Source organism: Ligilactobacillus equi DSM 15833 = JCM 10991 (assembly GCF_001435735.1).
Lineage (GTDB): Bacteria > Bacillota > Bacilli > Lactobacillales > Lactobacillaceae > Ligilactobacillus > Ligilactobacillus equi.
This window is the reverse complement of the sequence record NZ_AZFH01000192.1, coordinates 1-20,688: the sequence shown is the minus strand read 5'-3', so window position 1 is coordinate 20,688 and position 20,688 is coordinate 1. Positions and strand designations below refer to the sequence as shown.

At 42.0% G+C, this 20,688-nt stretch carries 24 protein-coding genes and 1 other annotated feature; of the genes, 1 reads left to right on the top strand and 23 read right to left on the bottom strand.

The genetic code is table 11. The annotated features are described in order from the left end of the window. Positions 1–57 precede the first annotated feature (57 nt). The 19 genes from rfbD to rplU form a co-directional block, all read right to left on the bottom strand. Positions 58–948, bottom strand: coding sequence for a dTDP-4-dehydrorhamnose reductase (gene rfbD / locus FC36_RS10245; RefSeq protein WP_025020854.1), 891 nt, complete (start codon positions 946–948; stop codon positions 58–60). 4 nt (positions 949–952) lie between these two features. Further along, on the bottom strand, positions 953–1,957 hold the full coding sequence (gene rfbB, locus FC36_RS10240) for a dTDP-glucose 4,6-dehydratase (protein ID WP_305068730.1): 1,005 nt from the start codon (positions 1,955–1,957) through the stop codon (positions 953–955). 12 nt (positions 1,958–1,969) lie between these two features. Then, on the bottom strand, positions 1,970–2,551 hold the full coding sequence (gene rfbC, locus FC36_RS10235) for a dTDP-4-dehydrorhamnose 3,5-epimerase (protein WP_056986910.1): 582 nt from the start codon (positions 2,549–2,551) through the stop codon (positions 1,970–1,972). Continuing rightward, positions 2,544–3,428 carry a glucose-1-phosphate thymidylyltransferase RfbA gene (rfbA, locus tag FC36_RS10230; RefSeq protein ID WP_025020852.1) on the bottom strand — a complete coding sequence of 295 codons (885 nt, stop codon included), beginning with the start codon at positions 3,426–3,428 and terminating at the stop codon, positions 2,544–2,546. Before rfbA ends, rfbC begins: the two co-directional genes overlap by 8 nt. Before the next feature lie 5 nt (positions 3,429–3,433). Beyond that, complete coding sequence (locus FC36_RS10225; protein ID WP_025020851.1) at positions 3,434–4,240, bottom strand: LicD family protein; 807 nt, start codon at positions 4,238–4,240, stop codon at positions 3,434–3,436. Then, on the bottom strand, positions 4,230–5,681 hold the full coding sequence (locus FC36_RS10220) for an oligosaccharide flippase family protein (protein WP_025020850.1): 1,452 nt from the start codon (positions 5,679–5,681) through the stop codon (positions 4,230–4,232). Before FC36_RS10220 ends, FC36_RS10225 begins: the two co-directional genes overlap by 11 nt. After that, positions 5,681–6,655 carry a glycosyltransferase family 2 protein gene (locus FC36_RS10215; protein ID WP_025020849.1) on the bottom strand — a complete coding sequence of 325 codons (975 nt, stop codon included), beginning with the start codon at positions 6,653–6,655 and terminating at the stop codon, positions 5,681–5,683. Before FC36_RS10215 ends, FC36_RS10220 begins: the two co-directional genes overlap by 1 nt. Next, entirely contained in the window at positions 6,627–7,952 is a 1,326-nt protein-coding gene (locus FC36_RS10210) for an O-antigen ligase family protein (RefSeq protein ID WP_056986908.1), read from the bottom strand. Before FC36_RS10210 ends, FC36_RS10215 begins: the two co-directional genes overlap by 29 nt. Positions 7,953–7,962: 10 nt before the next feature. Then, on the bottom strand, positions 7,963–9,033 hold the full coding sequence (locus FC36_RS10205; protein WP_056986906.1) for a glycosyltransferase: 1,071 nt from the start codon (positions 9,031–9,033) through the stop codon (positions 7,963–7,965). Next, positions 9,030–9,959, bottom strand: coding sequence for a glycosyltransferase (locus FC36_RS10200; protein WP_056986903.1), 930 nt, complete (start codon positions 9,957–9,959; stop codon positions 9,030–9,032). Before FC36_RS10200 ends, FC36_RS10205 begins: the two co-directional genes overlap by 4 nt. Continuing rightward, a complete protein-coding gene (locus FC36_RS10195; protein WP_025020847.1) occupies positions 9,956–10,465 on the bottom strand; it encodes a glycosyltransferase in 510 nt (169 codons plus the stop codon). Before FC36_RS10195 ends, FC36_RS10200 begins: the two co-directional genes overlap by 4 nt. A gap of 1 nt (position 10,466) precedes the next feature. Beyond that, a complete protein-coding gene (pssD, locus tag FC36_RS10190) occupies positions 10,467–10,916 on the bottom strand; it encodes a PssD/Cps14F family polysaccharide biosynthesis glycosyltransferase (RefSeq protein WP_025020846.1) in 450 nt (149 codons plus the stop codon). A 13-nt stretch (positions 10,917–10,929) separates the two neighbouring features. Continuing rightward, positions 10,930–11,580, bottom strand: coding sequence for a sugar transferase (locus tag FC36_RS10185; protein ID WP_420323911.1), 651 nt, complete (start codon positions 11,578–11,580; stop codon positions 10,930–10,932). Further along, positions 11,555–13,033 (bottom strand): BCCT family transporter, encoded by a 1,479-nt coding sequence (locus FC36_RS10180; RefSeq protein WP_056986901.1) that lies wholly within the window; start codon positions 13,031–13,033, stop codon positions 11,555–11,557. Before FC36_RS10180 ends, FC36_RS10185 begins: the two co-directional genes overlap by 26 nt. Next, positions 13,017–13,745 carry a phosphocholine cytidylyltransferase family protein gene (locus tag FC36_RS10175; RefSeq protein WP_023858805.1) on the bottom strand — a complete coding sequence of 243 codons (729 nt, stop codon included), beginning with the start codon at positions 13,743–13,745 and terminating at the stop codon, positions 13,017–13,019. The genes FC36_RS10180 and FC36_RS10175 overlap by 17 nt, the downstream gene beginning before the upstream one ends. Beyond that, a complete protein-coding gene (locus tag FC36_RS10170; protein WP_025020845.1) occupies positions 13,733–14,593 on the bottom strand; it encodes a phosphotransferase in 861 nt (286 codons plus the stop codon). The genes FC36_RS10175 and FC36_RS10170 overlap by 13 nt, the downstream gene beginning before the upstream one ends. 336 nt (positions 14,594–14,929) lie before the next feature. Continuing rightward, entirely contained in the window at positions 14,930–15,214 is a 285-nt protein-coding gene (gene rpmA / locus FC36_RS10165; RefSeq protein WP_023858803.1) for a 50S ribosomal protein L27, read from the bottom strand. Positions 15,215–15,235: 21 nt separating this feature from the next. Continuing rightward, entirely contained in the window at positions 15,236–15,553 is a 318-nt protein-coding gene (locus FC36_RS10160) for a ribosomal-processing cysteine protease Prp (RefSeq protein WP_023858802.1), read from the bottom strand. Between the two features lie 6 nt (positions 15,554–15,559). Next, positions 15,560–15,868, bottom strand: coding sequence for a 50S ribosomal protein L21 (rplU, locus tag FC36_RS10155; protein ID WP_025020844.1), 309 nt, complete (start codon positions 15,866–15,868; stop codon positions 15,560–15,562). 16 nt (positions 15,869–15,884) lie between these two features. Then, positions 15,885–15,966: a sequence feature (ribosomal protein L21 leader region), on the bottom strand. 164 nt (positions 15,967–16,130) lie between these two features. Here rplU and asd point away from each other — a divergent pair. Next, positions 16,131–17,231: an aspartate-semialdehyde dehydrogenase gene (asd, locus tag FC36_RS10150; RefSeq protein WP_025020843.1), complete on the top strand. Its 1,101-nt coding sequence runs from the start codon at positions 16,131–16,133 to the stop codon at positions 17,229–17,231. Positions 17,232–17,364: 133 nt separating this feature from the next. Here asd and mscL read toward each other — a convergent pair whose 3' ends face one another. From mscL to galU, 4 genes are all read right to left on the bottom strand, one after another. Further along, positions 17,365–17,739, bottom strand: coding sequence for a large-conductance mechanosensitive channel protein MscL (mscL, locus tag FC36_RS10145; RefSeq protein WP_023858799.1), 375 nt, complete (start codon positions 17,737–17,739; stop codon positions 17,365–17,367). A gap of 91 nt (positions 17,740–17,830) precedes the next feature. Further along, positions 17,831–18,523, bottom strand: coding sequence for a glycosyltransferase family 2 protein (locus FC36_RS10140; protein ID WP_025020842.1), 693 nt, complete (start codon positions 18,521–18,523; stop codon positions 17,831–17,833). Beyond that, positions 18,520–19,410 carry a polysaccharide biosynthesis protein gene (locus FC36_RS10135; protein ID WP_025020841.1) on the bottom strand — a complete coding sequence of 297 codons (891 nt, stop codon included), beginning with the start codon at positions 19,408–19,410 and terminating at the stop codon, positions 18,520–18,522. Before FC36_RS10135 ends, FC36_RS10140 begins: the two co-directional genes overlap by 4 nt. Before the next feature lie 295 nt (positions 19,411–19,705). Next, positions 19,706–20,626: a UTP--glucose-1-phosphate uridylyltransferase GalU gene (gene galU / locus FC36_RS10130; protein WP_023858796.1), complete on the bottom strand. Its 921-nt coding sequence runs from the start codon at positions 20,624–20,626 to the stop codon at positions 19,706–19,708. Between the last annotated feature and the right edge of the window lie 62 nt (positions 20,627–20,688).

Genomic DNA, 20,688 nt, shown 5'->3' with positions numbered 1-20,688 from the left:
GCGCAAACGCCCTCGTGGTCAAGTCCATTTTCCACAAAAATTCCCACAGCACATATTTTATACAAATTGCTGTCGTGCTCGTAAATACCGCCTCAAAGCATCCTGCCAAGATGGTAATGGGCTAAAGCCAGTAGCGACTAATTTACTTTTATCCAAGCGACTATTATGGGGCCGAGGGGCTTTACTAGCCATATAGCTTGTGCTTGTCACTGGTAAAACGGTAACTGCTTGGTTCGCTTGTTTGAAAATTTCAGTCGCAAACTCCGCCCAAGAAAGATAACCACCCTCATTACTAGCATGATAGTAACCATACTGCTCACTTGCTGCCATCTCCACTAAAAGACAAGCTAAGTCCTCCGTATAGGTGGGGGTGCCGATTTGATCTGCAACAACTGATATACTATTTTGCTGGGTCGCCAATTTTAACATTACCTCAACAAAATTACTACCACCTAGACCAAAAACCCATGAAGTGCGAACAATAAAGTATTTGGTTAAACTCCGTGCGACAGCCAATTCCCCTGCTAGCTTACTCTGGCCGTAAAAATTTATGGGTTGATAGCACTTGTCATCCGCCTGCCACGGTTTTTGTCCGCTTCCATCAAAGACATAATCACTTGAAAGATAAATCAGCTTTGCATCCACTTCACGCGCGGCCCGAGCTAGGTTAGCAGTACCCTCAACATTAGTTTGCCAAATTAGATTCTGCCATTTTTTATCTTCAGCTGCATCCACTGCCGTCCAAGCCGCACAATGAATAATGACATCTGGGCGAACGGTAGCTACCACGCGCGCAACTTTCGCCGCATCTCTAATATCTAAAGTCAAATACGCGCTCATTTCACTTGCCTTAGTGGTCGTACCAACGCCAACTTGTCCGCTGCGTTTTATCGCCCGCATCACCGCCTGACCTAGCTGGCCAGACGCCCCGGTTACCAAGTATTTCATTCCTTCATCCTTTCTTTAATTCCTGCGCATACCTCGCCTCCACCACAGCCTTGTCCTTTTTCCACCAGTCCCGATGTTCCTGATACCAAACAATCGTAGCTCGCAAGCCTTGCTGAAAGTCCGTATATTGTGGTTGCCAGCCTAACTCACGCTGCAATTTACTAGCGTCAATAGCGTAACGTAAATCATGGCCTGGACGATCCCGCACCCAATCATAAGCATCTAAAGGTTGGCCCATAGTTTCAAGAATGGCGGTTAAAACTTCTTGATTGCTTTTTTCACCATTAGCGCCAATTAAGTAAGTCTCACCAATCCGTCCAGCAGTTAAAATCTGCCACACGGCGGCTGAATGATCATCAACGTAAATCCAATCGCGCACATTTTGCCCGGTTCCGTATAACTTAGGACGAATTCCGCACAAAATATTAGTGATTTGGCGCGGAATAAATTTTTCAATATGCTGATAAGGCCCATAGTTATTTGAACAATTGGATAGCGTCGCCCGTAAACCAAAGGAACGTACCCAGGCTCGCACTAACATATCTGACGCTGCCTTGGAGGCCGAATAAGGACTCGAAGGGCGATAGGGACTATCTGGGGTAAACTTGCCCCCATCCAAAGGCAAATCGCCATAAACCTCATCCGTCGACACATGATGGTAACGCACGTCATACTTTCGACAAGCTTCCAATAAGACCGCTGTCCCCACAATATTGGTCTGAATAAATGGCTTAGGATTTTGCAACGAATTATCATTATGACTTTCAGCTGCAAAGTGTACCACGGCATCCGTTTGCTTCACTAACCTATCTACTAAATTTTCGTCACCAATATCCCCCACAACCAACTGTAAACGCTCACTAGGTAAACCGGCCAAATTTTCCCGTTTCCCCGCATAAGTCAACTTATCTAGCACTGTAACTTGCACTTCGGGATGTTTTTCTATCACATAACGTACAAAATTTGCGCCAATAAAACCTGCACCACCAGTTACCATTAATTTTTTCAAGATTGCTTCCTCCTAAATTTTCCCGTAAACAAAAGGATTGTTTTGTCTAAATTCCGCTAGAGTCGGTAGTTGTGTATCCTTTGGCGAAAGAAGGGCCTGGTCTACAGCGAGAGGCCAAATTCCTGACAGTTCCGGTGTTTGCCAAGAAATCCCTCCTTCAGCTTGTTTGCAGTAATAGTTATCACATTTATACAGAAAATGTACCTCATCTGTCAAGGTAACAAAGCCATGTGCAAAGCCCTTAGGCACCAAAAGTTGACGCTGATTATGACCCGTAAGCAGATAGCCTTCCGTTTTTAAATAGGTGGGCGAACCTTGGCGTAAGTCAACTAAAACATCATACACTACTCCAGTAACCACACGAATTAGTTTTGTTTGGGCAGCCTCGCCGGTTTGGAAATGTAGCCCCCGTAGGACCCCGGCTTGGCGTGAATAGGAGTGATTATCTTGGACAAAATCTTGGCGAATACCGACTTCTTTAAAATCACGCGCCGTGTAACTTTCACTGAAAAATCCACGTTGATCCCCGTGCACCGTTGGCGTCAGTAACTTAACATCTTGTAAATTGGTTGGGTGTACCATAAATTTAGCCATTTTCCGCTACCTCCTCTTGCGCTAGACGTAATAAGTAACGCCCATAGTCATTTTTCTTTAAAGGCTGAGCCAAAGCAAATAACTGAGCCTGAGAAATCCAACCTTGTCGGTAAGCAATTTCTTCTAAGCACGCCACCTTGATATTTTGCCGTTTTTGAATAGTAGCAATAAAACTTGCTGCCTCCAACATCGCATCCGGTGTCCCAGTATCTAACCAGAAATAACCACTTCCCATAAGTTTCACTTCCAACTTCCCACGTCGCAAGTACTCCCGATTAATATCCGTAATTTCTAACTCTCCGCGTGCTGAAGGCGTTAAGTCTGAAGCAATTTCAACCACTTCATTATCATAAAAATACAGGCCTGTGACAGCATAATTACTCTTGGGTTCTTGTGGTTTTTCTTCCAATGATAAAGCCCGCTTTTGGGCATCAAACTCCACCACCCCGAAACGCTTAGGGTCGTCTACTTGATAACCAAAAACCGTTGCTCCTAGCGGATTTTTCGCTGCCGCCTGTAATTTATGAGCCAAGCCATCACCATAGTAAATGTTATCCCCTAAAGCTAAACAAACCTGATCATTACCGATAAAGTCCCGCCCTAAAATAAAAGCTTCCGCCAAACCCTTTGGTTCAGTTTGGACCTGATACGACAAATTTACCCCCCAGTCAGAGCCATCCCCTAAAAGCTGTTTAAACAGCGGTAAATGCTCCGAGCGCGCAATCACCAAAATTTCACGAATACCAGCTAACATCAAAGTTGACAAGGGATAATAAATCATGGGTTTATCATAAATAGAAATCAGCTGTTTAGAGACCCCACGTGTGGTAGGATATAACCGACTGCCTAATCCTCCTGCTAAAATAATGCCTTTCAATTTTTTCATTCCTTTCCCAAAAGTTGATATGCTACTAAATCATGACACGTTTGGCGCTCACTATCTGTCGGCCAAGTTTGATAATCACCATAAAGTTGCTTCAAAAGTATTGCATACTTCTTCGGTACCGCTAACTTGTGACCCGCAAACTCCCAATCCACACATTCCTGCAAAATTTGTGTGCTAAAAACTTCTTGATAGCCTAAAATTCCACAAACTGCTGAAACTGGACTCTGTCGCGCAAGCGCTTCAGCTTCAGAGGCTAAAGCCGTTAGTTCGTAATCTTTAAATAACCACCGAAGCCCCCTGGCAGCTAGCCGCTTTGTCCCATGACGACTTTTTAAATTCAAATACTTGGCCATCAAAACATTGCGCCGCCATTGAAAACGCCAACTATGCCACCTTCTTAACCATAAATTTTCTGGTAAAAAATCTACCGGAAAAATATCAAGATAAAGGCCATGATGAATCGCATGTGGTGCCAAAGCGGCTTCTTTAAAAAGGGTATTATTAATCCGAATTTTATCGTATAAAAAATGATACTCCGGATCAGTTTGGCGACTTTGATAAAAATACTTTTTACTATCAAGTTCCTGCGCACACACCTGACGCAAACGCTCGTAGTCAGCCCGCGGTAACATAATGTCCACGTCATCATCCCAAGGAATAAAGCCACCATGCCGAATCGCTCCTAATAAAGTCCCGTAAGCCAAGCTATAAGTAAGACCATGACGGCGACAAAGACGATCAAGCTCTACTAAAAGTTCTAATTGTAAAGCCTGAATCCGTGTTAATTCCACCTTACTTAACATTACCCTGCCCCTTTCGTAAATAAGCCACCATTATTTTCAAAGTTTGACTTCTAAAAAGCCACATAATAGCTAGATAAATTACCCCCGCAACAGCTACCGTTTCCACAACTCTTAAAACCAAATGTGAATGCAACCATTCTTGCCAAAAAAGTCCACTCACTAACATCACTAAAGAACCACCAAGTGCTTTAAACTGATCTGAAAGCGTAAAAATTATCGGTAAATATTCCCGCGCTCCATAAGCTGTCACCGCTAACAACACTATTTCCGCAATAATTGTTGTTAGCGCAGCCCCAGCAATTCCTGCTAATGGGATTAACCAAAAGTTCAGCAAAACATTCACTACGGCACTAGCTATACTAGCCCAAACCACATATTTTTCTCGCTGCAAAACTACCAATAAGCCCTGCCCTAAAACATTCGCAAACACACCAAAAATTAACGCTAACGCCAATAAAGCCAAGGTCGGTGCTGCCACCAAGTAAGTTGGTGTCGCTAAGATTAACAAAGCTTCGCGTCGCAGCAAAATAATTCCCATCATTAGTGGATATGCAAAAAAACTCGTTACCGCAATGATTTGACGTAATAAAGTCCTAAAAGCTTGTTCATCTTGCCTTTGCACATAAGCTAAACGTGCCAGCGTAGTTGTAATAGCTGAGTTAATGAGCTGTTTTGTAACCGCATAGACCTTGGTGGCCACTGCATATAAACCAACTGCCTGATTGGAAGCCAAAAGTCCTAGTAAAGTTATATCGGCGTTTAAATACACCATCGTTGTCAAACTCGTAATAAAAAAGAGCCACAGCGATCCGCGGTACTGAGACCAGTTCGTTTGCCGTATCAAGGATAATTTGACATATTTACGGGTATATAAAAAATTACTCAAATTCCCTACGCTAGCTACCAATGCTAATAAGAACACGTAAAGCAAGACATCACTATCGTCTTTGACCCACCTAAACATCAATAATATCGACACAACATTAATCAAAATCGTTCGTAGGGTAAGATAGAGAAAATCTTCAAAAATAAAGCACAGCCAATCAACGGCTAAAGGCACACTTAGCACTGTCAAACTCAAAATTATCACATAGGGACGGTAGGCCATTAATGGTGTGGGTAAAATCATTACCAGCCCTAACAAAATTAGAGCTATACTTGTCGTTATCACATTGATAGAAAAAACTTGCCGTGCAAAAGTCTTAAATGAAGTAGGTTGATCACGTAAAGGAGCCCCGGTCCGTACCGCGAATTGCAAAATCCCAAACTGAGCTAGAATCGCAAAATAACTTACTAATGTCTGACTAAAATTGACCTTACCTAAATTACTCACGGATAAAACCCGTGTGATATAAGGATAAGTTAGTAGTGGGAAAGCAAGGTTCGTCAAAGTCTTCACAATTCCTAAGATGGCATTTAAACTCATTGACCTATGTTTCATCACTTTTTTCGCCACCTTCGCATCAATTTCACTCCAAATACCAAGCCGATATTTCCATACAATAAAAATCCAGCCTCGATTTTTTTCCGTCCTGGTAAATACTGCCAAAAACGGTAACGATACTTAGCAAGTTCTGTGCGGAGCATTGTTTCATAAGGGGCTAATTTCGTTAAAGGATAATCTTCAAGCAAAAAACACTCCTTAACATGAATTAAATCGTAAAGATAACTCGCAAAAGCCAAGGTTGCCAATTCATCATCATAAGTCTGCCGGACTGCCCAATAGCGTTCGGAGGCGGCCTGCAGTTCATCCAAACGAATTTGCTGATCGCGGCGACTCATAGTCGAACCTTCGCGTTTCAAATAATACATCATTGGCTGGCGCAAAAAGGCCACCTGCTTTGCACGTTGGAACAACCGATGACTTATGGCTGCATCTTCAAACAGTCGTCCTGGTATAAAGCGTAGCCCTTCAAAAAGTTCCCGACGATAAATCCGTGCCCCCACCGAAGATGAGGTTCCTTCATTCGCTAGTAAAAATTTCATTGCTTGCCGATTATCAAAGACCCCCTCCGGCCCGCTCATGCTAAAAACTGGTTTAATCTGCCCATTATGATGATAATGGTAGTAATTTGCTGTCACCAAATCAGCCTTTGACTCTAATAAAGCTGCCAAGCCTTGCGTCAAAAAATCCGGCGTCAACCAATCATCGGCATCACAAAAAGCTAGGTACTCACCTTGTGCAGCTTCAAGACCTGCATTGCGCGCCACGGCTTGTCCCTGGTTTTCCTGGTGAAGAGCTCGAATTCTAACATCACTTTGGGCATATTGTTGGCACAAAGTCCCCGATTGGTCGGTAGAACCATCATTAATTAAAATTAATTCCCAATCCTTGTAGCTTTGCTTTAATACAGAAGCTACACAACGACTGAGATATTCCGCAACATTATAGACTGGCACAATAATTGAAATCACATTTTTCCTCCTCATAAGTTTGACGTAAAACCTGCTGACGTCCCCGCGCGAGCGCTAAAATATTCAGCCACATCCAGAAAACTCCTAAGTCTAAATCTGGCACGGCAATCGATAAAGTGACTACACAACCTAGTACTGCCCAAACTGCGCTCAAATAATCCCTACTATACATATTTCGTGGCTTAAATAATGGAGCCACTAAGCTTAGGATAAAACCCACATAAATTACTAACCCACAGATTCCTTGTTCGGCTAGCAAGGTGTGCCAGATATCATTGGCTCGTTTTTCCTTATAACCAATTCCAAAGACTGGTGACCCTAAAAAAGTCCGATAGGCTTCTGCATTCCAATTTAAGCGTGAATTTGCTGAACCTCCTGCCAACTTGGAAAACAAAACGCGATCTAAGACCCCGTAACAAGCAAAATACATGGCTATCCCCACTGCGCCGCCACCAAGCAAAAGTCCTAAACTGCTACTACCTTTTTGAGCTAATAAAATGTAAAAGAGACCTGTCACCATTAAGGCTCCATAAGCTGTCGAGGACATGGACAAGCCAATCTCAAGTAGTAAGAACCCTAAAATTGCTAGGTTACCCCAAGTTTTAGGTTGGCTCAAAAAGAAAAAGAAGGCTCCCACTGCAAAACTAGCAAAATAAGATGGTTCCATAAAGGTCGCAAAAAGGCGGAAATAAATTTCTGGAGTCCAGAATTTAACGATATAAGATAAATTACCATCATCAATACTAGGTACCTTGCCATCATTCCAAAAAAATTCACTAATTAGCATAAATTTTGGCAACACATGCACCGACATTAACAACTGTAAAAAACCAACCACCAGGATATAAATCGTCACCCCCCGCACTAAGCGTAAGAGATAACCTGCCGGAATTAACTTACCAGCCACATACATGTAGTAAAAACAGATGATATAGCTCGCTAATTGCCAAATTTTTAAGGCGTTAGTCCCAAAAGTACCTTGTAAAAAGGATAAACAAATAATATAGCCTAGCATCATTAAAACCCATAACCGCGTCCGCCAAGGCTGAGTTTCTAAAGGAAACTTGCCTAAAATTAGTTTCCTAGCTCCCACCATTAGAAACATCACGCCTCCAAAAAGCAAAGAAGTTAAAACCTGCGCCCCCACCACCAAACCATCAAATTCCCAAAAGTTGGTACTTTGTAAGGTCCCCGCTACAATCACTAAGGTCACTAAATATTCAATTTGATTACTTAAAAAAACAAGCAAACAGGCCAAAAACAAGAGTAGCATCCAGACAAAACCAAAATACGTCATTTTGTGCTCCTTAAATCCCGTAAAGGGCTTGAAGTTGCTCCAAACATGCCGTCAAGCGATAACGTTCTAGCCGCCGATCGGGTTGGACTCGCATGCGACCTAATGCTAGTAACTGCTCACTCCAACGTTTAGCCCCCGCGTCTAAAGGTAGATATATTAGTTGTGAACTAACTTGAACATCTTTAGGTGCTTGGTCGGAAGCCAAGGTCGGCAAGCCTGCGACTTGCGCTTCTAATAAAACCATCCCAAACCCCTCCCACTTAGATGGCAAAACAAAAGCATCCATCGCTTGTAACCAAGCAGGCACTTCGTTGCTTAAACCTAAGAAGTATACCTCGTCAGCCAAGCCTAGAGCATAGGCTTGAGCCTTAACTTTCGCTAACTGTTTACCTTGCCCTAATAAAAGTAACTGTGCTTTAACGCCCGCAGTTCGTAACTGCTTTAAAATTTCTAGCAAGAAGGCTTGATTTTTCTGCTCATTAAAATTTCCCACATGTCCCAGTAAAAAAGTATCCTCTGCAACACCTAATGCTAAGCGACGTTCCTTACGTTTAGCCACGTCAAAACGATAGCGCTCGATATCAATGGCATTAGGTAATACGCTAAATCTTCTCGGCCCAAACAACCAACGTCCCGCTAACTCCGAACACGCCACAGCTTGTGTATAACTCGACCTAAAAATAGGACTTAACAACCAATGGCCCAAGCGTTGACTACAACGTGAATTATGACTGTGAGCAATCCGAATCGGCACACCATAAAACTTAGCTAAGTTTAGTTCCAAAGCCATGGTGCTACTATTGCCATGGACATGTAAAACCTCAAAGTTTTCGGACTTTAATAAGCGACGCAAAGCTCTAAGATATGATCCCAAGGCTTTTTGGCGATGCGGTAAAAAATGTAAATTACAGCCTAAGCCCCGTAATTGATTTAAAACCGTTGCCTCCCTTACCCCCGTGATACCCACAGTAATCTCTAATGCCACCCCTTTTTGTTTCAAAGCTTCGAGATAGTTCAACATATGCTGAGTAATCCCACCAACCCCCAAGCCAGCCGTATTAATAATTAAAATTTTTTTCACGCCCGTCTCTTCCTTTCTGTATGCCAGGGTAAAACCGCTTGCTTTCTCCCGTCTCGTCGGCCTTTAATTATAGCTTTAATAACCGATAACTTATCTTGAGCCCGTAAAAAACTAGCTAAATTAAACGTTAGCCAAAAGCCAGCATAAGATTTAGCTCCAAAACTATCATAACCAATCATCCCCTGGCCTTTAAACTTACGGTTAACATAAATCACATTGCGATTACAGTAGTAAACTCTTACAGGATTAACTGCTTTTCGGTAACCCAACTTAGCAAAATTCTGATTATCAAGTAGTTGGGCTACTCCTTGCCAAAAGCGTTGAACCATGACATTCTTGGCTTGAATTTCACCATACTCTTGGTCTAAAATCACTTTGTTAAGTTGTAAAATGCGGTACCCAGCTAAATTAAGGCGCTTACAAAACTCATTATCAACTAAATCAATAAACATCCATTCATCAAAACCACCAACTTTCTCCCAGGCGGCCACGGAAGTACAACTCCCTGAAGTTATCGCCCGCTCAACAAATTCGCTCGCCGGACTAGTCACCACCGTTTGATATTGGCGACGGTAATCCACCACCTGCGGACATACAATCGCTAGCTTCGTATCAGTTAAATTCTGCGCTAAAACCATGGCTAGTTTAGCTGGTACTACCGAATCCTGATCCAAAGTTACTACCCAGTCATAACCGTCCCGTTTGGCTGCCAACATGATTTGATTTAAGGCTCGGGCAATGCCCACATTTTCCCTCGCCGTCAAATAGACAATCTTTCCATCCCCAGCTGGTAACTTTACTGGTTGAGAACTATTATCAAACACATAAATTCGCTCAAAATTAGCCATCACACTGGCAAAAGCCGTTTGAAAACGGGGACTTTCACCTGGATTATAAACTACTACCCCAGCTGCAATTGCGGTCATCTAACCTCTCCTTCCATTAAACGCCACACTAACTTTTCAAATTTTTGGTTAAAACGTTGATTATTTCCGACAACCAACGTTGATAAATCCGCCACCTGCGTTTCATAATTCGCTAACACTGGCGCTAACTCTGGCATAGCTTCCACCAATAATAAATTTTGATAGCGGGTCTGCACCGCCCGCGCAAAAGCTAGTTGATGGTCGTTAACATGCTCGCGATAACATGCCAAACGTGGTACCACCACGGGAATCTTACCAGCCTTTAACACCTGCATGAAAGACGATGGTCCCCCGTGAGTAATCACGATGCGGGCTTTTTGTATCAGGGACTGCATCTCTTGATAAGGAAATAAGGCTTGCCATTGACAGTGTTTCGGCTCATAAGTTGAAAAGCCTGTCTGCATCACGACCTCATCTTTTAACATGCCTTGAGCCTTTAAATTATCTACAGTAGCTAATAAGCGATTAAACTGTTGCTCATGCGTTCCTACCGTTACAAAAATCATCTTAAAACACACTCCCTAAATTGGTCGCCTTGGGGTAGACTTGCTTCATTTCTTCCCACTGCACCACAATTTGATCCGCAAGTGGATAAACCAAGCGTCCCGTTAAAGTTGGTTGATCTATGCGGTCAAAGACTTCAACGTAAATACTTTTAGCACCCAGCAATTTACCTAAAACAAAGAAAGGCACCGCTACCGCCGCTCCGGTTGAAATAATCAAGTCTGGCTTTTCACGCCGTAAAACACGCCACGCTAGAAAACTATTTTTGATTAGGGCCTTTAGCGAACGATTCGTCGGGTAGTAACAAGGCGTTACTTTTTCATCTTGCAGTAAACTGCGCGCATCAGCTTTATCAAAGGTTACCCACAGGCGTTCATGCTTCTGCCAAAAGGGTTTTAACATGTACAAATGAGTTAAATGTCCTCCTGAAGAACCAACTAGACAAACTTTCATTTTCAAACTCCTTTCAATAAGCCCCATTAGGAACTAATACTACTTTGACTGTCAGACAAATAATTTTTAAATCCAGCCATAAATTAGCTTTTTGAATATATTCTAAATCCCGTTTAACCATCCCGGTAAAACCAGTATGATTACGAGCCGTAACCTGCCACCAACCCGTACAACCCGGCGTAACTAACAAACGCTGTTTATCATAGGGGGTATATTGAGCAACTTCACGAACTAAAGGGGGACGTGGACCAACTAAACTCATCTGCCCCAAGCAAACATTGATTAACTGTGGGAATTCATCCAAACTCGTTTTGCGTAAAAACCTCCCAATGCGTGTCACCCGCGGATCATTTTTCATTTTAAACATCGGACCTTCCACCTCGTTTTGCGCTAGCAAAGTAGCTAGGCGAGTTTCAGCATCCATGTGCATGGAACGAAATTTATACATTTTAAAAACCTGCCCATTTTTACCTACCCGCTCTTGGCTAAAAATTACCTGGCCACCATCTTCTAATTTAATCAATATCCCAATCACTAAAAATACTGGCCATAAAACCAATAGGGCTAGCGAACTAACGAACACATCAAAGATACGTTTTAATCGGTGATAACAAGTGCGTTGTTGCAAAAATTTTAAATCAATGATAATCTTTTCTTTCATCATCTTGCTCCTCTCTAAGATAAGCGCGCGCATCCTTGAAAAAGCTCAGCATAATCAATAAAATTACCCCTCCTATCGGCAAAGCCATCAACATGGCTAGGGATTGTAAACTATATACCGACTGTTGCATAAATAGTAGCGCTAAAGGTAAAATCATCAAGGTGATGGCCCAAAAGACTTGAACCTGCTTAGACGGTAAGCACCCCTCCGCTAGGTGGCGGTAAGAATAGCGCGCCACCACTAAGGTCAACGATTCAAAAACCGTTGCATACATTCCAATCATGGTCAGCCCTAATATTAGAGTCAAAAGGTCACTTAGAGGGAAACGCGCTAAAGTCGCCTGCGCTAGAGCTAAGTGGTCCGCCTTAAGATTCGCTTCCCCAAAATGATACAAACCATAATTTCCCAAAATACCAAAGGCCATCCCCGTACCGGCCAACCCCCAACTATAGCCACCTAAAATTACTTGCCGTAAAGTCCGTCCCCGACTAATCGTTGCAATAAAGAACGGGGTTGCCGTACACCAAACCATCCAATAAGACCAGTAATACGCGGTCATATCAGAATGCTTACCCAAGGCTAGGGGGAAAAAATTCCACAAAACATTAGCACCTGCAGCCCAACTATTGCTCACCATAAACTTTCCGGCGCCACCACCTAAGAAAACACTGACCAATAACAAGCCCAATAAGCTCGCACATAGCGTTGCTAAGCGCGTCACCGCACCCATTCCCAAAAGTACTGCGGTTGTATATAGCAAGGCCACCACTAACAATAACCCCACTGCTATCAGGGCTTCATTCTCCCAACCTATGGCTTGTCCCAAGAGGTGTGCCAGTAAGGGTAAAGAAACCGAAAAAGTAGTGGCACTTCCTGCTAGCAGGGCAAAAATCGCCAACAAGTTTACTCCGCGTCCAACCCAACCATCTACTAAATCTCCCAACAAAGGTCGTAAGGCCTCAGCAAATTGTTGGCGTGGACGCTGACGCACATGCAACATAAAACCAAAGGCTACTGCTAAAGATAAATAAAAACTCCAGGCAATCGGTCCCCAATGAAAGAAAGAATAGGTTAAACTCCATAATTTTAAGGATCCCTCAATCCCTCCTTCAGCCGCATACATTGCCCACTCCGTCAGAGCATAAAAGATTAGGTCCGCCGACATGGTAGCCGTAAAAATCATCATGCCCCACTTTACATTAGAATAAACTGGCTGGCCCCCTCCCAGACGAATCCGACCATACCTGGAGAAGGCTACATAAGTCGTAGCTAACAAAGTCACCAAACCTAACGCAAGATAAAACCAGGAAAAGTACTGACTTAGTCCTGCTCGTAATTGTTGCATCATAGTTTGCGCTTCCTGTGGTTTCCACCAAAGAAGCCCCCCTAAAACACTCATACTAAGTAGCGGTACCAGACTAGCAAAACCGTCTAACTTTTTAAGCTTCTCGAACATCATCTTGTCTCCGATAACGTGGGTCAACTTGACACAACTGCTCAAAATTATCAATTTCCAGCACCTCTGTACCGTTAATTGGATACCCACGCAACTGATAATCCGTAAAATGATTAAACAGCACTATGTCATCCCAATAAATTTGGTCAAGACCCCGCTGATTAAAGTCTTCTTCCAAATGTGCTGCTAATTTTTTCGCATCAGCCTTCGTCCAACGCGAAATTGAATACAAACGTTGCCCTCTAAAACACGGCTGCTTGGAACAAAACTGTACTTGTTGCTGACTATCGAGCTGTAAGAACCACTCATTTTGAGCATCCGTTGCCGCACAAGTATAACCCGATACATCAAAATCGGCATGTAAAACTCGCGGGGCACAAATTAGCTGGTCGCCATCTAAAATCATCAAATCACAATCCAAAAACTCCCGCACGCAATATAGAGAAGAAATATTATTGGTTCGCCCATAATCTGGATTATGCACTAGCTTCACTTGCGGATAACGTCTGGGTAAATCAGCAAATGCTTCTGCTAAATGTCCTGTAACTACAACGATATCTTGAATCCCATTGGTTAACAAAGCTTCAATTGTTGTCTCCACCATGGCTTGACCACGAACTTTAACCAAAGGTTTGGGCGTCACAAAGGTTAAGGGCGCTAACCGCGTCCCCTTCCCTCCAGCCATAATAATCGCTTTTTTTACTCTTGGCATTTTATCTTCCTTTCTAAAATATCAGTGACTAACTGACTATATTCCTGGGCATAGCGATATTGACGCTGACCATACTCACCTAAGTCTTGCCCTGAAGCCACCGCCCAATTACTCCATAAAAGACCAGCAGTCGCTAGATAAGCATAAATCTTCCAACGCACTTCCCGTGCACAACCTTCTGGGTAATAAGTAGCAATCAAGGCATTAATCATCGCTAAATCATAACCCGCATATAAAGCAAACATGGCCAGATCTAAATCGGGGTCTTGCATGGCCGCATACTCCCAGTCAATTAAATACCAGCGCTTACCAAGCACAAAATTATCGGGATGAGCATCCAAATGACACAAGACTGCTGGTTTTTGATACTGCTGAATCAAATCTCGTAAGCCCCAGACCCGTTGCTTGGTTGCTACATAATCAGGGTAAGGATTCTCCCTCATAAGAGTCTCATAGAAATTAATCTCTTGATATAAGTCAACCCCCCAAGTCACTTTTAGATTACTCTGATGTACCTGCTTTAGCAGTCCTATACAAGCACTAACTTCTTCCCAATTATCAGCTTGACAATTACGCGCCCCAGGAATGAATTCCGCAATTTTATACCCATGTTGCCAATAAATAACCGGTTCGCAAATCTGTAAATCTTTTAGTGTTTGGTAAACTTTAACTTCCTGCTCCTGTCGGCCTAAACTTCCCGGCACCCGCAGGATATAGCGCTTACTGTGCCATGTAAAAAGAAAAGACTGATTCGTCATCCCCCCAGACCAAGCAACTACATCTTGAAAATCTTCGGTCTTACCTCCCAACAACTCCACCAACAGCGCTCTAACTTCACTAGTTGTCATAACCCCTCCTAAAAAATTACTTCGTGTCTATCTATCGACTACTCTTTCATCCTATATTGCCTTGATATTTTAAACAATAATTTTTACCCTACCTTAACTAAAAATCCACACCTTTAACTTTTTCACTAAAAAAATAAGGAATAATCCCGATTATTGGAATCATTCCTTATTAAAGCTAGAAAAAAAGTTGTAATTCAAAATGCTTAAGAAAATTTCAAAAATACGTTAAAAGTTTGAATATAAAGCACAAAAAAATAGTGAAAATTCCATTGAACCAATGAAATTTTCACTATTCAATAACGCTTCAGCTATTATTCACAGCCTTTACGCTAAATATTATTCTGCATCTACAGGGTATACAGAAACTTGCTTCTTGTCGCGACCTTTGCGTTCGAATTTAACAACGCCGGCAACCTTAGCAAATAAAGTGTTGTCGCCACCCATACCAACGTTAACACCAGGATAAATCTTAGTACCACGTTGACGGTAAAGGATTGAACCACCTGTAACAGTTTGACCGTCTGCACGCTTAGCACCTAAACGCTTAGAACGTGAGTCACGACCGTTAGAAGTAGAACCACCACCCTTTTTGTGGGCGAAGTATTGTAAGTTCATTAACATAGCGGATTGCACCTCCTCAGGTTAATCTTTAAATCTTATATATTTGCGATATTGTTGCGCAATATCCGCCAAGCCTAAGCGTAGACTGGCCAGTAATAATTGCGCTTCATCATTGTCTGTTTTCAGCTCGACTCTCAAATAACCACCTTCGAGGGGGCGTTCATCGATATCCAGCTCCACCTTAGCAAGCTGCTCCAAAGAATTAACGGTCGAAATCGTTAAAACCGAAACTGCTGCACAGACAATATCTTCACCTTCAATACCGTAACCGGCATGTCCAGTGAGCTCAAAACCAGTAATTCGATTACCAGTTCCGTACGTCATGTGCGCTTTAATCATGTGTGATTAGGCGTTGATGGCGTCGATAACAACCTTAGTGTAAGGTTGACGGTGACCCTTCTTTGTGTGAGAGTGCTTCTTTGGCTTGTACTTGAAGGTAACAACCTTCTTGCCACGACCTTGCTTTTCAACTGTACCAGTTACAGTAGCACCTTCAACTAAAGGCTTACCGATAACAGTTTTTTCACCACCAACAAAGACAACTTGGTCAAAAGTAACTGTTTCACCAGCTTCAGCAGCCAACTTTTCAACGTAGATAGTTTGACCTGCTTCTACCTTTAATTGCTTTCCACCAGTTTTGATAATTGCGTACATCATGTGCACCTCCTTATAATTTACTTAGACTCGCCGCAAACAAGTGATTTCATTCTTGAAATACTTAGGGTACTTGAAGCGTGCGGTTGCAGTGTGACATGCACAAATACAACGTTATTATCATATCAAACCCCCTTTCTTTCGTCAAGACTTTAGGGAACTTTTTTCATTTTAATTTTCAAAGTTTTCAACTTGTAATTTTTTTACTTTTAAATTAAAATATGATTAATTATTACTTTATCATTAATTAGGAGTGACTTACATGGAAGCAAAGCTCAAAGTCGGTATTTTAGGAGCCACCGGGATGGTTGGTCAACGTTTCATCACTTTATTAGAGAATCACCCTTGGTTTGAAACCACGGTGGTCGCTGCTAGTCCTCGTAGTGCAGGTAAAACTTACGCTCAAGCTGTTGCTGGTCGCTGGATGATGGATACACCTGTCCCAGATGATGTCGCCGACAAGGTTATCTTAGATGTTAATGAAATTGACAAAATTGCTAGTCAAGTAGATTTCGTCTTTTCTGCCGTTAGCATGTCTAAAGATGAAATCAAAGCTATCGAAGAAGCCTACGCTAAGACAGAAACGCCTGTTGTTTCTAATAATTCTGCACACCGCTGGACACCAGATGTTCCCATGGTTGTGCCTGAAATTAACCCCGAACACTTCGAAGTTATTGATTTCCAAAAGAAACGTTTAGGTACTAAATATGGATTTATCGCTGTGAAACCTAACTGTTCTATCCAATCTTACGCCCCTGCTCTTTCGGCCTGGAAGAAGTTCGAACCATATGAAGTAATTGCTTCTACTTATCAAGCTATCTCTGGGGCCGGGAAGAACTTTGATTCTTGGCCAGAAATGCAAGGAAACATCATCCCTTACATTGCGGGGGAAGAAGAAAAGTCTGAAAAGGAACCATTACGAATTTGGGGACACGTTGACCGCGAAAAAGGGGAAATTGTTCCTAGTGACGATATGGTGATTACAAGTCAATGTATCCGCGTACCAATTTTATATGGGCACACAGCGACCGCTTTTGTTAAATTCCGCCAAACTCCAAGTAAAGAAGACTTGGTACAAGCTTTACGTGACTACAAGGGATTACCACAAAAACTCAACTTACCAAGCGCTCCTAAGAACTTTATTCAATACCTCGAAGAAGATAACCGCCCTCAGGTCGCTCTTGACGTTAACTACGAAAATGGGATGGGCGTTTCCATTGGACGTTTGCGGACTGATAGTGTTTATGACTGGAAATTTGTTGGTTTATCCCACAATACTTTACGAGGCGCTGCTGGTGGCGCAGTTGAGTCTGCTGAATTATTGGTTGCCCAAAACTACATTACTAAAAAAGCTGACCGTTAAAATAAAATATTTTTAGCAACTAAAGCATGGGTTCGGGCCTTAACCGGACTCATGTTTTTTTGTTGACGCTACGCTTATATTCGCCACATAACAAGCAAAAAAATAAAATCCACCGTATGATGGATTTTAAATCTTAATTTTGCTTCTTTAATAAGTCACGAATTTCTTCTAAAACTTCAATTTGTGGATCAACTGGCTCTTCTTCAGCTACTTCTTCTTTCTTTGGCATTAACTTGTTAATTCCCTTCATCAACAAGAAGACCACAAAGGCAATAATCAAGAAGTTAATGACAGCGTTTAAGAAGGAACCAACCTTAAAAGTAGCGTCCCCTACCTTGAAAACAAAGTCCGAAAAGTCAATACTTCCAATGAAAATCCCAATTAATGGGTTAATCAAGTAGTTGACTAAGGCGTTAACAATTGCCGTAAACGCACCCCCGATGATAACCCCAACAGCTAAGTCCATTACATTTCCACGTGCAATAAACTCTTTAAATTCCTTAAACATACAGCATTTTCCTCCAAAATTAATGTTTCGCAAAATTAATTTTAAGCTATTCTTTCTCAAAAAACAAGATAATTTTAGCTTTACTTTCTCACTATTTTTTGATTAGGGTTGTTAGAGCAAAGGGAAAACCCAACACACTCATTCCTAATTTACTGTATCCACGTAAGCGTAGTCCTGCTTCTTCTCGCGGACAAACCGCTTTAATTGGGCTCTCTTTTTGCAACATTTGGGTAGGTAAAATGTATCCGCGACTACCATAAGCATAAAGGCGCATACATAAATCATAGTCGACTAGGTAGGGATGATCATAACTTTCATCATATCCTTTAATAACTTCCAACAAACTTTTACGAAACAACAAAGTTCGCGATACAAAAGGATTCCCCCGTAAAAAGTGATAACGTCCTGGTTGACCTTGCCGAACTGATGCCTGCCCCCGCCCACTAACAAAACCATAGCGCGGATTTTCCTCTAAAAAAGTCACCTGTTCAAGTAACCAGTAAGAACATAGTCTTTCATAAACATTGATTTGAGCCCAATAAAGTCCTTGACTTTGCGCCAAAGCATAATTCATTATTTGCCCTAATTTTTTATAACCGCTTACATCAAACACCCTAACCTGTTTCTCTTTAAGACTTGCTAGTAATCCTGTCTGACGCACACAAACCAATAACTCCCAGTTTTGATAGTCTTGCTGGCGTAAAGCCACTAAACTTCGAGAAAACTGTTCTGCTTCCGCATGATTATTGATTACCATTACCAAAGAAATGCGTGGTTGTTTCATTCCTTGTCCCCCTTCAACAACTCCTTAACTACCCGCTCCAAATCTGTCGGTCGATTTTCCATAGTCCACCATAGCATTCCCAAATCAGTATATGTCAATTTACGTTGTGGTGCTTGGCCTTGATGAAGTAAAAGTCTATCAAAGATAAAACGCGCTTCTAAACAACGCACAGTGGTTGAGCTTTCCTTTTCCAGGGAATTTAGACATGTAATCGTTGCTTCTCTCAAAGTGACAACTTCTTTTTTCACGGCTGGGTGTAATATCCACTGCTTTCTTCCTTGAAAATCGGCATTTTCGTACAAAGAAAGTGTTGTTGATTTGGTTTCTAAAAGTTTGGGAAGTCGTAAAATCTCCCACTTCAATTGTCTTTGTTCTTGACCGATTAAGTTAATCACACTCTCGCTTAAAGACTTGCTAAGCGGATACATTTCTTTGGGGGCAATCGCCTTTTTACTCGATAATAGGACAAACTTTTCCGCCCCATATAAAACCGCTAATTGCGCTAACAAGTACGTTCCAAAAACATTAGTTTTTAGTAATTCAACTACTGGAGCCTCGAGTTGCGCAGCACCGTGAATCACAATTTGCGGTTGATACTTTTGAAAAACATCTGCCAGTTGGGATTGTTGACAAATATCATACTGAAAATATTTAACTTGCTCATACTTGCGCAATTTTGCTGCCCCCAAAAAATCACAATCAACTACAATTAATTGCTTAACACCCAAATCACACAATTCTTGACACATGGTTTGCCCCAGATTACCCGCACCACCCGTCAAAAGAATCGTCTTATCCTTTAAACTCGTGGCTTGCGCCTGATAATCCAAACTTAACGGTCGATTTAAAATTTTTTCAATTTCAATATCATATTGACTCTTTTGCATATTTCCCCGATTCCTTCCCGTTATTTTATTGCCATCACATACTTAACTATATACTTATCATATCTATCAGAAATTACCTAGGCAAGAATGATTGTTACTCTTTTCACAATTTTAAGAAATTTTAGGAATAACTTAATAATTGGAACAGAAAAAGCCTCTTTTCCTGGGTTCCTGCCAGAAAAAGAGGCTTTTGTATGCCGGCCATCCTGCCTCCCGAACTGGAGGCTCGTCCGAAGATGCCGGCCGAGGTTGGCACCTAGATATTAGGTTACCATACTTCAAATCTATTTACAAATTATTTTTTAGCTTTGTTCGCCTTAGGTGCAGACTTAGGAGCAGCTGGACCTTCTAATTGCTGAGCTAATTCTTTGATGTAAGCTTTCAACTCATCCTTAACTTCAGGGTGCTTCAAACCAAATTCGATAGAAGTCTTCAAATAACCAAACTTGTAGCCCACATCAAAGCGTTGCCCCTTGAATTCGTGGGCGAACACACGTTGCACCTTGTTTAAACGGTCAATCGCATCCGTTAATTGAATTTCGTTACCAGCACCAGGTTCTTGCGTTTCTAACATGTCAAAGATTTCTGGCGTCAAGAGATAACGACCAATAATCGCCAAGTCAGATGGCGCATCTTCCACAGCAGGCTTTTCTACGAAGCTCTTCACATCATGTAAGCCTGGCTTGTATTCATCAACCGGATCAATCACCCCATACTTGTTAACTTCTTCATGAGGGACCTTCATCACCGCTAAAGTTGAGGCATGTGTTTCGTCATAACGGTCAATTAATTGCTTGGTCAAAGGAACTTTATCTTCCATCACATCATCTCCAAGCATAACAACGAATGGTTCGTCACCAACGAAGTCCTTAGCCATCAAAACGGCATCTCCCAAACCACGTGGGTGGGATTGACGAATGAAGTAAAGGTTGATGTCCGTCGTTTGTTGCACCAATTCTAGCAGATCATCTTTACCTTTTTCCTTTAAGTTTTGTTCTAATTCTGGGACAGAGTCGAAATGGTCTTCGATTGGACGCTTTCCCTTCCCTGTAACCACCAAAATATCTTCAATCCCTGATTTACGGGCTTCTTCAACGATAAATTGGATAGTCGGCTTATCAATAATTGGGAACATTTCCTTAGCTAAAGCTTTAGTCCCTGGTAAAAATCTTGTGCCTAAACCGGCGGCTGGAATAACAGCTTTTCTTACTTTCATACTTTTCCTGCTATATAAAATGTAGAATAATATAGAATGAAAAGTATCTTATTCTATATTAT